This is a genomic window from Bradyrhizobium sp. BWC-3-1 (assembly GCF_032917965.1).
GTDB classification, from domain to species: domain Bacteria; phylum Pseudomonadota; class Alphaproteobacteria; order Rhizobiales; family Xanthobacteraceae; genus Bradyrhizobium; species Bradyrhizobium canariense_D.
Window position 1 is genome coordinate 4,381,719 of sequence record NZ_CP136625.1, and the last position, 15,258, is coordinate 4,396,976.

The window sequence follows — 15,258 nt, forward strand, 5'->3', positions numbered from 1 at the left end:
TGTCATTCAGCTCGCCACGCGTCTGATGCGTGGCGGCATCTCAACAACAAAAACGGGCAAGCAAGTCATGCGTGGGACGCTCCGAGCCTTCATTTGCCTTCTCCTGCCAATCGCGGTCCTTGCCGCGGGCGCGCCGGATCCGGCGCGTGCACAGCAGCAGGAAAAGCGTATGGCGCTCGTGGTCGGCAACGGCGCCTATGCCAAGTCGCCGCTGGCGACGACGGCAAACGATGCCGGCCTGATCGCGCAGACGCTGCAGGCGGCGGGCTTCGACGTCGTCGGCGCCCGCGATCTCGACGGCGACACGCTGCGCAAGAGCTTTCGCGATTTCATCCAGAAGGCGCAGGCCTCCGGACCGGGCACCGTCGCGATGGTCTACCTCGCCGGCTATGGCGTGCAACTTGCCGGTGAGAACTACTTCATCCCGGTCGATTCCAACATCACCCGCGACACCGACATTCCGACCGAAGGCCTGCGCATCGGCGACTATCTCCGCCAGCTCGCCTCCGTTCCGCTCAAGGCCAACATCGTCGTGCTCGACGCTGCGCGGGCGCAGCCCTTCGTGGAGGGCGGCCAGCAGATCGCGAGCGGACTTGCGCTGGTCGAGCCCGACGCCAACATGCTGATCGCGTTCAACGCCGCGCCCGGCACGGTGGCGCCCGAGGAGCCTGGACCTTACGGCATCTATGCGCAGTCGCTGGCGGAGATGATCCGCACCGGCGGCCTACCGCTGCCTGAGGTGTTCGACCGCGTTCGCCTGCGCGTCAACGAGGCCAGCAAGGGCGCGCAAGTGCCCTGGAACGAGCAGAAGATATCGGCGCAATTCTCGTTCTTCGAGCGCGGACCTGACGCGCCGCCGCCTGAGGCCGCACCCGACCAAGTCGCCGCGATGCGCAACAAGCCGATCCGCGATCTCGGCGTGCAGGATGCCTATGCCGCCGCGCTCACGCGCGACACGCTGCCGGCCTACGAAGAGTTTCTCTCCGCCTATCCCGGCGACCCGCTGTCGAAGCGCGTGATGGTGATCGTCGCGGCGCGCCGCGAGGCCATCACCTGGCGGCGGACCTATCGGACCGACACGCCGGAGGCCTATTGGTCGTATCTGCGTCGCTATCCGCGCGGTCCGCATGCGGCGGATGCGCGCCGGCGCTTGGCGATTCTCACCGCGCCGGCCGAGCCGCCGCCGAGCTTCGCGATGATCGACTACGACGTGCCGCCACCGCCGCCGGAGGAGGTGGTCTATGTCGAGCGTCCCGTGCTGTATTTCAGCGATCCGGATTTTGGCTTTGCGCCGCCACCGCCGCCGCCGGTCTATTATCTGCCACCGCCGCCGCCGGATTTCGTCGTGCTGTCGCCGCCGATGCCGGTGGTCGGCCTGTTCGTGCTGCCGCAGCCGATGTTCGTGCCAATTCCTGTGTTCGTCAGGCCGCCGGTCTATGTCGCACCGCCCCCGAACAACATCATCTATCAGAACATCCATAACAGGACGGTCATCAACACGGTGATCAACCAGCCGCCGGCACCGCCGGCGGGTGCGGGTGCGGGTGCCGGAGCGGGCAATCTCGCGCCAGCCATTGCCGGGCGCACCAATCCGGCTGGTCCCGCCATGCCGCAGGCGGTCGTGCAGCGCGCCGCCCTGATTCAGCAGGGCAAGGCGCCGATGCCGCCGAGCGCGACGATGCAGCCGACGGCGAGGCCAGGAATGCCTCCGGCCAGGCCGGCCAATGCCGCACCGACCGGTACGCCACCTACGACTCCACCTGCCAGTCCGCTTGCCACGCCACCGGCCAAGCTGCCCCAAGCCAACACCCTGCCGGTTCCCGGCACCCATGGCGGTCCACCTGTACCGCCAGCGGGAGCCGGGCCACTGCCGGGCGGCAGACCCGGGCTGCCCACGGCCACTGCTCCCGGCACACCGCCGCCGACCCATCCGGGAGGGCCTGCGGGAGCGCCGACGACTGCTGCTCCCGGCACCACGCCGCCGGGTCATCCCGGTGCGCCGACCGCCGCCGCGCCGGCGACTGCGCCCACGGCGACAAACCCGGCCGCTGTGCCCGGCCAACCGCCGAAGCCGCCGGTGGCCCAGGCCCCGCCCGGGACCGGGACCGGGCCTGGGGACCATGGCAAGTCCGCGACCCGCGAGCCGGCTGGTTCGCCGCCTGCTGCCCGCACGCCTCCTGGCGCAGTTGGACGACCGGTCACGCCGCCGCCCTCGGCGGCGCGGGAGCCGATCAGGCCGCAGCATCAGCCGACCGCAGCTCCCGCCCAGGCTGCCCGGCCGTCGGCGCCACCACCGCGGTCTCAGGCCGTGGCGCGGCCGGCGCCTCCGCCTCCGCCGCGTGTTGCGCCGCCGCCACCGCCACGGGCGGCTCCACCCGTGGCGGTTGCTCGACCGGCGCCGCCGCCAATGGCGCGGCCCGCGCCGCCGCCGCCGGTCGCCCGGCCGGCGCCACCTCCGCCGCCCCGGATGGCCGTCGCGCCACCGCCGCCGCCGCGCCCGGCAGCACCTCCACCGCGTCCTCCGGCTCCGCCGCCGGCGGCAAAGAAGTGCCCGCCGAACCAGCCCAGATGCTAGGCAGGGGCTAGGCCGGAGCGATCTTTACGGAAGGGGGCCTCTTGCGGGCGAAAGCCGCCCCGAAAGGCCCTTATTTCCTTGCTTCTGGCCGAAATCGCGCTATACACCGCGCCATCTCACACGGAAGCATGGCTCACAAGGCCGTCCGGTGGCAGCCGGGGCGACAACGCTCTGTCCTGCTCACACGCTTCCGGAGGAACCAACCGGAGAATTAGAACGATGGCACTACCCGATTTCACTATGCGTCAGCTCCTCGAAGCCGGCGTGCACTTTGGTCACCAGTCTCACCGCTGGAATCCGAAAATGGCGCCGTTCATTTTCGGCGCCCGCAACAACATCCACATCGTCGACCTCGCGCAGACCGTGCCGTTGCTGCACAACGCCTTGCAGGCGGTCAGCGACACCGTCGCCAAGGGCGGCCGCATCCTGTTCGTCGGCACCAAGCGCCAGGCGCAGGACGGCGTTGCCGACGCGGCCAAGCGCTGCGCTCAGTACTTCGTCAATTCGCGCTGGCTCGGCGGCACGCTGACCAACTGGAAGACGATCTCGGGCTCGATCAAGCGCCTGCGTCATCTCGACGACGTGCTCGCCGGCGGCGATGCCTCCTCCTACACCAAGAAGGAGCGCCTGACCCTTCAGCGCGAGCGCGACAAGCTCGACCGCTCGCTCGGCGGCATCAAGGACATGGGCGGTCTGCCCGACCTGATCTTCGTGATCGACACCAACAAGGAAGACATCGCGATCCAGGAAGCCCAGCGGCTCAACATTCCGGTCGCGGCGATCGTCGACACCAATTCGGATCCGAAGGGCATCACTTATGTGGTGCCGGGAAATGACGACGCCGGCCGCGCGATTGCGCTCTATTGCGATCTGATCGCGCGCGCAGCGATTGACGGCATTTCACGCGCGCAGGGCGATTCCGGAATCGACGTCGGTGCTTCGGTTCGGCCGGTCGCAGAAGAGCTGCCCGCCACGAGCGGCTTCCAAGGCCTTGCCGGCCCGCGCGGGACGTCCGACGACCTCAAGAAGCTCCCGGGCGTGTCGGGCGCGATCGAGAAGAAGTTCAACGATCTCGGCATCTTCCACTTCTGGCAGCTGGCTGAGCTCGATCACGATACCGCGCACAAGATCGGCGAAGAAGTCGGCCTGCCGAGCCGCGCGGACGCCTGGGTGGCCAAGGCCAAGGCGCTGACCGCGGAAGCGGAATAGTCAAAAAGAGCGATGGGTTGGCCGGACAAGCTCCGGCCACCATTTCAGTTGACGCGAATTCCTGAGATGGACCGCGGCGAGGCGATCTGGCCGCGCCGCGGCAAACCGGCAGGCAAAAAGGATTTTGAACGATGGCAACGATCACAGCTGCGATGGTCAAGGACCTGCGCGAGTCGACCGGCGCAGGCATGATGGACTGCAAGGCCGCGCTGACCGAAAACGACGGCAACATGGAAGCGGCGCAGGATTGGCTGCGCAAGAAGGGCCTGTCGAAGGCCGCCAAGAAGTCGGGCCGCGTCGCCGCCGAGGGTCTGATCGGCGCGCTCACCAAGGGCAACAAGGGCGTCGTGGTCGAAGTCAATTCCGAGACTGACTTCGTCGCGCGCAACGGCCAGTTCCAGGGCCTCGTCAAGATGATCGCCCAGGTCGCATTCAACACCGGCGCCGATGTCGACAAGATCAAGGCCGCCAAGGTCGGCGACGTCACGATCGAAACTGCGATCAATGACGCAATCGCCACCATCGGCGAGAACATGACGCTGCGCCGCGCAGCTTCGCTCGAGGTCAGCCAGGGCGTGGTGTCGAGCTACGTCCATGGCGCGGTGGTCGAGGGCGCCGGCAAGATGGGCGTGATCGTGGCACTGGAATCCCCCGGCAAGGCCGACGAGCTCGCAACGCTTGGCCGCCAGATCGCGATGCATGTCGCGGCCGCCAACCCGCTGGCGCTGGATCCGTCCGGTCTCGATCCGGCGGTCGTCAAGCGCGAGAAGGACGTGCTCGCCGACAAATATCGCCAGCAGGGCAAGCCCGAGAACGTGATCGAGAAGATCGTCGAGTCCGGCCTGAAGACCTATTACAAGGAAGTTTGCCTGCTCGAGCAGGCCTTCATCCACGACACCGGGAAGTCGGTGGCGCAGGCGGTGAAGGAAGCCGAAGGCAAGGTCGGCGGCGCGGTGAAAATCGCGGGCTTTGTGCGCTATGCTCTCGGTGAGGGAATCGAGAAGCAGGAAAGCGACTTCGCGGCCGAGGTCGCGGCGGCCAGCGGCAAGAAGTAAGCGCCGGAACGTTCCTTCCGGCGTGCCGCCGGAAGCGGCGCCCGGACAAGGAAAGTGCTCATGACTGATCCGGTCTATCGTCGCGTCGTGATCAAGCTGTCCGGCGAATATCTCGCCGGACCGCAGGGTTTTGGCATCGATCAACCGACCATCGACCGGGTCGCCGACGATCTGATCGCCGCTCGCCACCTCGGCACCGAAGTCGCCGTCGTCATCGGCGGGGGCAATCTCTTTCGCGGCGTCGAGGTCTCCTCGCGCGGCGTGTCGCGCCCGACCGGTGATACCATGGGCATGCTCGCGACGATGATGAACTGCCTCGCGCTCGAGGCCACGATCGAGCGCAAGGGCACGCCTGCGCGCACGCTGTCGGCCTTCGTCATGCCCGAGATTTCCGAGCTGTTCACCCGCACCGCGGCACATAAATACCTCGCCGAGGGCCGGATCGTGCTGCTCGGCGGCGGAACCGGTAATCCGTTCTTCACCACGGACACGACCGCGGTGCTGCGCGCAGCCGAGATCGGCGCCCAGGCGGTTCTGAAGGCGACCAATGTCGACGGTGTCTACTCGGCCGACCCGAAGAAAGACCCGACGGCGACGCGATTCGACCGTCTGACGCATTCGCAGGCGATCGAGGGCGGCTACAAGGTGATGGATGCGACCGCCTTCGCGCTTGCCCGCGAGACGTCGCTGCCTATCATCGTGTTCTCGATCGCGGAGCCGGGCTCGATCGGTGCTGTACTGCGTGGCGGCGGCCACGGAACCATTGTCGCCGGCTGACGGCTTGTCGTTGCACCCTCAGAGAAGGGGTGCGGAGAGGTCGCCGGGATTTTGAAGGAGAAACGTGATGGCCACGGACAATTTCGATCTCAACGAAGTCAAGCGCCGCATGCAGGGCGCGATCCAGTCGCTCAAGCACGAGCTTGGCGGCCTGCGCACCGGTCGCGCCTCCGCCTCGATGCTCGATCCGGTGCAGGTCGACGCCTATGGCAGCCACATGCCGCTGAACCAGCTCGCCACCGTCAGCGTGCCGGAGCCGCGCCTGATTTCGGTGCAGGTCTGGGACAAGTCGATGGTCAAGGCGGTGGAGAAGGCGATCGTCGATTCCAATCTCGGCCTGTCGCCGGCGACTGAAGGGCAGGTTCTGCGCCTGCGCATCCCCGAACTCAATGAGGAGCGTCGCAAGGAGCTCGTCAAGGTCGCGCACAAATACGCGGAAGCCGCCAAGGTCGCTGCGCGCCACGTCCGCCGCGACGGTCTCGACGTTCTCAAGAAGCTCGAGAAGAATCACGAGATGTCCGAGGACGATCAGAAGCGCCACGCCGACGAGGTGCAGAAGGCGACCGACGGCACGATCTCCGAGATCGACCAGTTGCTGGCCGCCAAGGAAAAAGAAATCCTCACCGTCTAAAGCACGATGGATCGCGCTCTAGGTTATTGTTCGCGCATGATTTACGGAAAACCGCTTCGCACTTTGCGCTAACGCGGCCCTTCGGGTCCGGATCATGCTTTAAGGCAGCCTCATGTCCAACGCCGCCGCGCCCGCAACGGAAGGACCAGAACGGTCCGATGCGCCTGCGCATGTCGCCATCATCATGGATGGCAACGGACGTTGGGCGGCCGCGCGCGGCTTGCCACGGGCGGAGGGCCATCGCCGCGGCGTGGAGGCCCTGCGTCGCGTGGTTCGGGCGTCGCATGAACTTGGCATCCGCTATCTCACCATCTTCTCCTTCAGCTCGGAAAACTGGTCGCGTCCGGCGAGCGAGATCGGCGATCTGTTCGGCCTGTTGCGCCGCTTCATCCGCAACGATCTGGCGAGCTTGCATCGCGACGGCGTCAAGGTACGCATCATCGGCGAGCGGGATGGGCTGGAGGGCGACATCTGCGCACTTCTCAATGAGGCGGAGGAACTGACGCGCGATAACACGCGCCTCACGCTCGTCGTCGCATTCAATTACGGCTCCCGGCAGGAGATCGCGAAGGCGGCGCAGAAGCTCGCGCGCGAAGTCGCCGAGGGCCGGCGCAATCCTGACACGATCGATGCCGAGACACTGGGGGCGCATCTCGACGCGCCCGACATTCCCGATCCCGATCTCATCATCCGCACCAGTGGCGAGCAGCGCCTGTCCAACTTCCTGATGTGGCAGGCCGCCTATAGCGAGCTTGTCTTCGTGCCGATTCACTGGCCCGATTTCGACAAGGCGGCGCTGGAAGGCGCAATCGCCGAATTCGCCAGGCGCGAGCGCCGTTTCGGCGGCCTGGTCGCGAAAACCGCCTCGTGAGCGAGCCCAACTCCGCACCGGCCGGCTCTCAGCCTGCCCCGAGCAATCTCGTGATGCGAATCCTCGCGGCGCTGGTGCTGGCGCCGCTCGCCATTGCGCTCGCTTATGCCGGCGGCTGGCTGTGGGCGCTTCTCGTCACCCTGGTGTCGATCGGACTGTTCGCGGAATGGCTGATGGTGGTTGGCGCAGGCTCGACCGCGCTGACCGGGGCGGGGACGATCGTCATCGCCACGATGGGCTTGTGCGTTGCCTTCGGCGCGCTGAAGACCGCAATCATCACCGGCCTGATTGGCGGGGCGGTCGTGACGGTGATCGCGCGGGGCAAGTTCGTCTGGGCGGCCTCCGGATTTGCCTATGCGTCGGCGGCGCTACTCGCCTCGATCCTGCTGCGGAAGGATTTCGTGAACGGCTTCGCCGCGCTGATGTTCGTGCTGCTCGTGGTGTGGGCGACCGATATCGGCGGCTATTTCGCCGGCCGCGGCATCGGCGGACCGAAGCTGTGGCCGCGCGTGAGCCCGAAGAAGACCTGGTCAGGGGCGCTCGGCGGCTTTGCCGCGAGCCTTTTGGTCGCGGTCGCCTTTGCCGCTTGCGGGGTTGGAAAGATAGTTCCATTGCTGCTCGTCAGCGCGGTCCTCTCAATCGTGTCGGCCTGCGGCGATCTGTTCGAATCCGCGGTCAAGCGGCGCTTCGACGTCAAGGATTCCAGTCACTTAATTCCTGGCCACGGCGGGCTATTGGACCGTCTGGACGGTTTTGTCGCCGCCATTCTGGTGGCATGGATTATCGGCTTCCTCCGCCATGGTGTGCATAGCGCCGGAAGCGGTCTTATGGTTTGGTGAAGATATGAGCGCGGTTCCATTGCGTAACAACAAGGCTGCGGCATCGAGCGTCCGCAGCGTCACGGTTCTCGGCGCCACCGGCTCGATCGGCGACAGCACGATGGATCTGCTGCGCGCCTCTCCCGAGCGCTACCGTGTCGAGGCGCTAACGGCGAACAGCAATGTCGAGGCGCTGGCAAAGCTCGCGAAGGAGTTTTCCGCGCGCTTCGTTGCGATCGCCGACACCTCCAAGTTTGCCGAACTCAAGGCTGCGCTCGCGGGCACCGGCACCGAATGCGGCGCCGGTGAAAGCGCGGTGATCGAGGCCGGCGCGCGTCCGGCTGATTGGGTGATGGCCGCCGTGAGTGGCGCGGCCGGGCTGAAGCCGGCACTGGCGGCGGTCGATCGCGGCGCGCATGTCGCGCTCGCCAACAAGGAATGTCTCGTCTGCGCTGGTAATTTCTTCATGCAGCGCGCGGCGAAAGCGGGCGCCTGCATCCTGCCTGCGGATTCCGAGCACAATGCGCTGTTCCAGGCGCTCGCCTCGGGCAATCGCGACGAGCTCGTCCGTGTCATCATCACGGCCTCCGGCGGCCCCTTCCGCACCTGGAAGCCTGCCGACATCGAGCAGGCGACACTCGCGCAAGCCCTGAAGCATCCGAACTGGAGCATGGGCCAGAAGATCACGATCGATTCCGCCTCGATGATGAACAAGGGGCTCGAGGTGATCGAGGCCTCCTATCTGTTCGCGCTCTCGCCCGACGAGATCGACGTCCTCGTTCATCCGCAGTCGATCATCCACGGCATGGTTGAGTTCTCCGATTGCTCGGTCGTGGCCCAGCTCGGCTCACCCGACATGCGCACGCCGATCGCGCATTGCCTCGGCTGGCCCGACCGTATCAAGGGTCCGGCCGCCAAGCTCGATCTGGCCAAGATCGGCCAGTTGACCTTCGAGGCGCCAGATTTCGAGCGCTTCCCCGGGCTGCGCCTGGCCTTCGATTCTCTCCGGACCGGGAAGGGGGCGACCACGGTCTACAACGCCGCCAACGAGGTCGCGGTCGCCGCCTTCATCGCCGGCAAGATCCGGTTCGGGGCGATTGCCAGGCTGGTGGAGGAGACGCTGGATGACTGGGTCCGCAGCGGGAACCAGGCGCCGCTGACGTCAGCGGACGATGCAATCGCTGTTGACCATGTTGCGCGAAATAGGGCTGCCGCCCTATTGCCTCAAATTGCCTTAAAGGCATCCTAGATGGTTCGGGGCCAGCGCCTTGCGGCACTGGATGAGGGAATTCGATGATCGACTTTTTCGTCCATAGTTTCAATACGTTGAGCCATGGGCTCCTTGGGTACGCGGTTCCCTTCCTGTTCGTCCTGACCATCGTCGTGTTCTTCCATGAGCTCGGCCATTTCCTGGTCGCGCGCTGGGCAGGCGTTCGCGTGTTAACTTTTTCGCTCGGTTTCGGACCTGAGCTGGTCGGTTTCAACGACCGCCATGGCACCCGGTGGAAGATCTCGGCGATCCCGCTCGGCGGCTACGTCAAGTTCTTCGGCGACGAGAGCGAGGCTTCGACGCCGTCGTCCGAGAAGCTCGCGGCCATGACGGCCGAGGAGCGCGCCGGCAGCTTCCATCACAAGAAGGTCGGCCCGCGCGCCGCCATCGTTGCCGCCGGACCGATCGCCAATTTCATCCTGGGCGCGCTGATCTTCGCCGGCATGGCGCTGTATTACGGCAAGCCGAGCACGATTGCGCGCGTCGACGGTGTCGTCGCCGATGGCGCTGCGGCGGCAGCCGGCTTCAAGATCGGCGACGTCGTCGTCCAGATCGACGGCAAGCCGATCGAAAGCTTTGCCGACATGCAGCGCATGGTTGCGATGAATGCTGGTTCGCCGCTTGCCTTCCAGGTCAAGCGCGACGGTTCCATCGTGTCGCTGACCGCGACGCCGGCGCTGCTCGAGCGCAAGGATCCCTTCGGCAACAGCCACCGTCTCGGCGTGCTCGGCGTCGAACACAAGTCTCAGGCCGGGGAGGCCTCGACGTCGCCGGTCGGCGTCGGCGAAGCGCTCAAGATTGGGGTGGAGCAGGTCTGGTTCATCATCACCAGCACCTTCAAGTTCCTGGGCTCGTTGTTCGTCGGGAACGGCAATCCGAACGAGGTCAGCGGCGTGCTCGGCATTGCCAAGATGTCAGGGCAGGCGGCCAGCGCCGGGTTCCAGTTCGTGATCAACCTCTGCGCGGTGCTGTCGGTGTCGATCGGCCTGCTGAATCTGTTCCCGATCCCACTGCTCGATGGCGGTCACCTTATGTTCTATGCGGCGGAGGTCGCCCGTGGTCGGCCCCTGTCCGAGCGGACCCAGGAGATGGGGTTCCGAATCGGGCTTGGCTTGGTGCTGATGTTGATGGTGTTTGCGACCTATAACGACATCCTGCGAATGGCCGCATCCTGATAGGGGCTTTTTTGTGGCGTTGCCCGGGCGTTGCTCTTGGGCAACGTCTTGGAATGAAAATGAAATTACGGCGCGCTCGACCGTTTGCGGCGTCGGTGAAATTGTCTACAAGCGGCTTGAACTTGGGGAATCTCCAGACCGGCGTTGGGGTTGGGTCTGGTACGGAATGATAAGGGCGCGTTGCGCAATGAAGTTTGGACTGCGACTCCGGGGGGGCTTGCTCGCAACCCTGATCATGTTCGGCGCGCCGGTGCTTGCCCCGGTTGGGGCTGCCTTTGTGTCTTCGTCTGCGCTTGCTCAGACCGTGCAGTCGATTTCCGTCGAAGGAAATCGCCGGGTCGAGGTGGAGACGATCCGCTCCTACTTCAAGCCGGGTCCCGGCGGTCGCCTGGATCAGGGTGCCATCGACGACGGCCTCAAGGCGTTGATCGAGACCGGCCTGTTCCAGGACGTCAGGATCAACCGCGGGGCCGGTGGCCAGATCGTCGTCTCCGTGGTGGAAAACCCGGTGATCGGCCGCATTGCCTTCGAGGGCAACAAGAAGATCAAGGACGAGCAGCTCACCGGTGAAGTCCAGTCCAAGGCGCGCGGCACCTTCTCCCGCGCCATGGTGCAGTCCGACACCCTGCGAATCGCAGAAATCTATCGCCGCTCCGGCCGTTACGACGTTCGCGTCACGCCTGAAATCATCGAGCAGCCGAACAACCGCGTCGATCTCGTCTTCACGGTCGAGGAGGGCGCCAAGACCGGCGTCAAGTCGATCGAGTTCGTCGGCAACAACGCGTACTCGTCCTACCGCCTGCGCGACGTCATCAAGACGCACGAATCCAACCTGCTGAGCTTCCTCGCCAGCAGCGACATCTACGATCCCGATCGGGTCGAGGCCGACCGCGACCTGATCCGCCGCTTCTATCTCAAGAACGGTTTCGCCGACGTCCAGGTCGTCGCCGCGCTCACCGAATACGATCCGGAAAAGAAGGGTTTCAACGTTACCTTCAAGATCGAGGAGGGCTCGCAATACCGGGTCGGCTCGATCGACTTCCGCTCCAGCATTCCGAACTTCGATCCCACCTCGATGCGCAACTATTCGCGCGTCAATGTCGGCTCGCTCTACAACGTCGAATCGGTCGAGAAGTCGGTCGAGGAGATGCAGATCGAGGCCTCGCGTCGCGGTTACGCCTTCGCCGTGGTTCGTCCCGGCGGCGACCGCAATTTCGAGGCGCACACCGTGTCGGTCGTGTTCAACATCGACGAGGGTCCGCGCACCTATATCGAGCGCATCAACCTTCGCGGCAACACCCGCACGCGCGACTACGTGATTCGTCGCGAGTTCGACGTCTCCGAGGGCGATGCCTACAACCGCGCGCTGGTCGACCGTGCCGAGCGCCGCTTGAAGAACCTCGACTATTTCAAGAGCGTGAAGATCACGACGGAGCCCGGCTCGTCGAGCGACCGCGTGATCCTGCTGGTGGACATGGAAGAGAAATCGACCGGCGACTTCTCGGTCTCGGGCGGTTATTCCACCACCGACGGCGCGCTGGCCGAAGTCTCGGTCTCCGAACGCAATTTGCTCGGCCGCGGCCTGTTCGCCAAGGCGGCGGTGACCTACGGCCAGTATGCCCGCGGCTACTCGCTGTCGTTCGTCGAACCCTATCTGCTCGACTACCGGGTCGCGCTGGGTCTCGACCTCTATCAGCGTGAGCAGAGGTCCAACAGCTACATCTCCTACGGCACCAAGACGCTCGGCTTCTCGCCGCGCCTCGGTTTCTCCCTGCGTGAAGATCTGTCGCTGCAGGTGCGCTACTCGATCTACCGGCAGGAAATCACGCTGCCGTCGTACCTCGCGAACTGTAACAACAACCAGTTCCTTGCCGACGGTGTCACTCCGAATCCGGCATTCAATCCAAGCCCGGCTTTCTCCGCGGCGAGTGGTATTCCTCTGGCTCCCTCGACCAACGGCCTCGGCTGCTACAGCGACGGCGAGGCCTCGCTGCCGGTCCGCAAGGAGCTTGCCAACGGCAAGACCCTGACCTCGGCGCTCGGCTACACGCTGACCTACAACACGCTCGACAACAACAAGAACCCCACCGACGGTCTGCTGGTCGATTTCCGGCAGGACTTCGCCGGCGTCGGCGGCGACGTCTCCTATCTGAAGACTGTGGTTGACGCGAAGTACTACACTCCGCTGGTCTCCGATATCGTCGGTCTCGTTCGCCTCCAGGGCGGCATGCTGAACAAGATGGGCAGCGATCTACGCATGCTCGATCATTTCCAGATGGGCCCGAACCTCGTCCGCGGCTTTGCCCCGAACGGCATCGGACCGCGCGATTTGAACCCCTTCGGTACGCAGGACGCGCTTGGCGGCACCAAGTATTGGGGTGCTTCGCTCGAATTGCAGATGCCGTTCTGGTTCCTGCCGAAGGAAGTGGGTCTGAAGGGCGCCGTCTACGCCGACGCCGGCGGACTGTTCGACTATCAGGGACCGACGACGTGGTCGGTGACCAACGAACTGACCACGACCAAGAATTCGAGCTGCACGCCGTCGACCGTCAATCCCGCTTCGGCTGGAACCTGCACCGGCCTGGTGTATGACAATGGCAATGCGGTCCGGTCGTCGGTCGGCGTCGGCTTGATCTGGGCCTCGCCGTTCGGTCCGCTGCGCTTCGACTACGCGGTGCCGCTGACCAAGGGCAAGAACGACCGTACGCAGGAGTTCCGGTTCGGCGGCGGCACCTCGTTCTAATTCGAACAGCACGGCACGATCCGGACCACCGGAGCCGGTTTCCGAAAGGGATCGTGCCAATCCAGGAGATGAGGCATGATGCGGCTTGGCCGCTTCATGCCGAAGCCGGACCGCGACGGGGTGGAATGGCGCAGCCGACCTTCTTCACACAGCCGCCCGCCTCAGCGCTGGCTGACATCGCCACGCTGACCAAGGCGGAGCTGGTCGATCCCGCCAGGGGCGGCCAAATCATCAGGGGTCTTGCTTCGCTCGACGAAGCCGGCCCGATGCACCTGACGTTCTTCGACAATCTCAAATATGCCGATGAGCTCAAGGCGACCAAGGCCGGTGCTTGCCTGGTGAGCCCACGCTTCGAGGCGCGGGTGCCCGCGCATGTCGCCGTGCTGCGGGCGCCACAGCCGTTCCGCGCCTTCGTCAGGTTCGCGCGGGAGTGGCATGGCGACGCCCTCCGGCCGCAATCCTGGACCGGCAACGACGGTATCGCGCCGTCGGCCGTCATCGATCCCACCGCCAGGCTCGAGGATGGTGTGATCGTCGATCCCTTAGCCGTGATCGGCCCTGACGTGGAGATCGGCTGCGGCACGGTGATAGGTGTGGGGGCCGTGATCGGCCCCGGCGTCAAGATCGGCCGGGATTGCAATGTCGGCGCACGCACCGCCATCCAGTGCGCGCTGATCGGCAACGACGTGCTGATCCACCCCGGCTGCTCGATCGGCCAGGACGGCTACGGCTTCATCTTCTTCGGCCCCGAGGGCCATCTGAAGGTGCCCCAGACCGGGCGCGTGCTGATCCAAAACAATGTGGAAGTCGGTGCCGGCACCACGATTGATCGCGGGTCCTTGCGCGACACGGTAATTGGGGAGGGGACCAAAATCGACAATCAGGTCCAGATCGGCCACAATGTGACCATCGGCCGGCACTGCCTGCTGGCAGCCCAGATCGGTCTTGCCGGCAGCCTCACCCTCGGCGACAACGTGGCGCTTGGAGCGAAGGTGGGCATCAACAATCACGTCAAGATCGGGGATGGAGCTCAGGTGACTGCCATGAGCGGCGTCAAGGACGACGTTCCTCCCAACGGACGTTGGGGTGGTTTTTTCGCCAAGCCGACCAGGCAGTGGTTCAAGGAAATTTTGGCTGTCGAGCGCTTGGCGCGCGACAGCAAGGCCGATCCGAAGCAGGAGGAACGGGAGTGACGGACGAAGCACCGGTCAGGTTCGAGCTTGTGGACATCAACATGATCCTGCAAACGCTCCCGCACCGTTTTCCGATGCTGCTGATCGATCGCGTGATCAACATCCGCACCGATTACAGCGGCATCGGCATCAAGAATGTCACCTTCAACGAACCGCCGTTCCAGGGCCACTTTCCCGATCGCCCGGTCTATCCCGGCGTCATGATGATCGAAGCGATGGCGCAGACCGCGGGTGTGATCGGCATCAAGTCGGTCGAAGGCACCGAGAAGCCGCGCGCGGTCTATTTCCTCACCATCGACAAGTGCAAGTTCCGCAAGCCTGTGCTGCCCGGCGATACCATCGAATACCACATGCGCTCGATCGGCCGCCGCAAGGCCATGTGGTGGTTTCACGGCGACGCCAAGGTCAACGGCCAGGTGGTTGCGGAGGCCGACGTCGGCGCCATGCTGACCGACTGAGCGGGATCAACTTCTCTGGATGCGCTCGCGCGCAGGACACGCGTACCGGCCGCCGCTGACCTCGCGCTTGATGTTCTGGTTGAAGAACTGTCCCATGGACGGTGCGCCCAGCAGGCGCTCGACCGTGTCGACCGGTACGCCGCAATAGCGGTCATAAACGCCTTCAACGGCCACGACGAGGGCCTGCTGCGCACGGTCGTAACAGACCCGCTGAAGCACCGTGCTGCGGCTGATGTCGCGGCACTCGAACGTCGCGAGGTCGATGGGGCGGTGTTCGGCGGTCTCGATCGTCTCGGAGACGATCGGCGCGGCGGCGAGCTGTGCGAGGAGAAGTGCCAGGGCCCTGACCACGATACCTGAAGCTCCGCGTGAACTTGTTGATGACCCGGGAAGGCTGCCTCATCCGGCACTTGAAACACGGAGAGATCATACGTCACTGGACAGATCGGGCATAGTCGCGCTAACCAGCGGAAAACCGAGCGA

General features: G+C 65.0%; 13 protein-coding genes. 12 read left to right on the top strand and 1 reads right to left on the bottom strand.

Annotated features, from left to right (window positions below; all coding sequences use genetic code 11):
• Positions 1-67: 67 nt before the first annotated feature.
• The 12 genes from RX329_RS21240 (at position 68) to fabZ (ending at position 14,775) form a co-directional block, all read left to right on the top strand.
• Positions 68-2,575 carry a caspase domain-containing protein gene (locus tag RX329_RS21240; protein ID WP_317246383.1) on the top strand — a complete coding sequence of 836 codons (2,508 nt, stop codon included), beginning with the start codon at positions 68-70 and terminating at the stop codon, positions 2,573-2,575.
• A gap of 219 nt (positions 2,576-2,794) precedes the next feature.
• Positions 2,795-3,784: a 30S ribosomal protein S2 gene (locus RX329_RS21245; RefSeq protein WP_007603625.1), complete on the top strand. Its 990-nt coding sequence runs from the start codon at positions 2,795-2,797 to the stop codon at positions 3,782-3,784.
• 131 nt (positions 3,785-3,915) lie between these two features.
• Positions 3,916-4,839 (top strand): translation elongation factor Ts, encoded by a 924-nt coding sequence (gene tsf / locus RX329_RS21250; RefSeq protein WP_018455041.1) that lies wholly within the window; start codon positions 3,916-3,918, stop codon positions 4,837-4,839.
• A 60-nt stretch (positions 4,840-4,899) separates the two neighbouring features.
• Positions 4,900-5,616, top strand: a complete 717-nt coding sequence (pyrH, locus tag RX329_RS21255; RefSeq protein ID WP_018455040.1) for a UMP kinase — start codon at positions 4,900-4,902, stop codon at positions 5,614-5,616.
• Between the two features lie 67 nt (positions 5,617-5,683).
• Entirely contained in the window at positions 5,684-6,247 is a 564-nt protein-coding gene (frr, locus tag RX329_RS21260; RefSeq protein ID WP_007603628.1) for a ribosome recycling factor, read from the top strand.
• A gap of 112 nt (positions 6,248-6,359) precedes the next feature.
• Positions 6,360-7,118 carry an isoprenyl transferase gene (locus tag RX329_RS21265; protein WP_085353284.1) on the top strand — a complete coding sequence of 253 codons (759 nt, stop codon included), beginning with the start codon at positions 6,360-6,362 and terminating at the stop codon, positions 7,116-7,118.
• Positions 7,115-7,957 (top strand): phosphatidate cytidylyltransferase, encoded by an 843-nt coding sequence (locus tag RX329_RS21270; protein ID WP_085353283.1) that lies wholly within the window; start codon positions 7,115-7,117, stop codon positions 7,955-7,957. Before RX329_RS21265 ends, RX329_RS21270 begins: the two co-directional genes overlap by 4 nt.
• Before the next feature lie 4 nt (positions 7,958-7,961).
• Positions 7,962-9,185, top strand: a complete 1,224-nt coding sequence (dxr, locus tag RX329_RS21275; RefSeq protein WP_317244143.1) for a 1-deoxy-D-xylulose-5-phosphate reductoisomerase — start codon at positions 7,962-7,964, stop codon at positions 9,183-9,185.
• 44 nt (positions 9,186-9,229) lie between these two features.
• A complete protein-coding gene (rseP, locus tag RX329_RS21280; protein WP_085353280.1) occupies positions 9,230-10,381 on the top strand; it encodes an RIP metalloprotease RseP in 1,152 nt (383 codons plus the stop codon).
• Between the two features lie 187 nt (positions 10,382-10,568).
• Complete coding sequence (gene bamA, locus RX329_RS21285; protein WP_026232862.1) at positions 10,569-13,124, top strand: outer membrane protein assembly factor BamA; 2,556 nt, start codon at positions 10,569-10,571, stop codon at positions 13,122-13,124.
• A gap of 125 nt (positions 13,125-13,249) precedes the next feature.
• Positions 13,250-14,317 (top strand): UDP-3-O-(3-hydroxymyristoyl)glucosamine N-acyltransferase, encoded by a 1,068-nt coding sequence (gene lpxD / locus RX329_RS21290; RefSeq protein WP_317244144.1) that lies wholly within the window; start codon positions 13,250-13,252, stop codon positions 14,315-14,317.
• Between the two features lie 41 nt (positions 14,318-14,358).
• Entirely contained in the window at positions 14,359-14,775 is a 417-nt protein-coding gene (fabZ, locus tag RX329_RS21295; RefSeq protein WP_050992707.1) for a 3-hydroxyacyl-ACP dehydratase FabZ, read from the top strand.
• A 6-nt stretch (positions 14,776-14,781) separates the two neighbouring features.
• Here the strand turns inward: fabZ and RX329_RS21300 are convergent, their stop codons facing one another.
• Positions 14,782-15,126 (bottom strand): KTSC domain-containing protein, encoded by a 345-nt coding sequence (locus RX329_RS21300; protein WP_247394987.1) that lies wholly within the window; start codon positions 15,124-15,126, stop codon positions 14,782-14,784.
• Positions 15,127-15,258 lie beyond the last annotated feature (132 nt).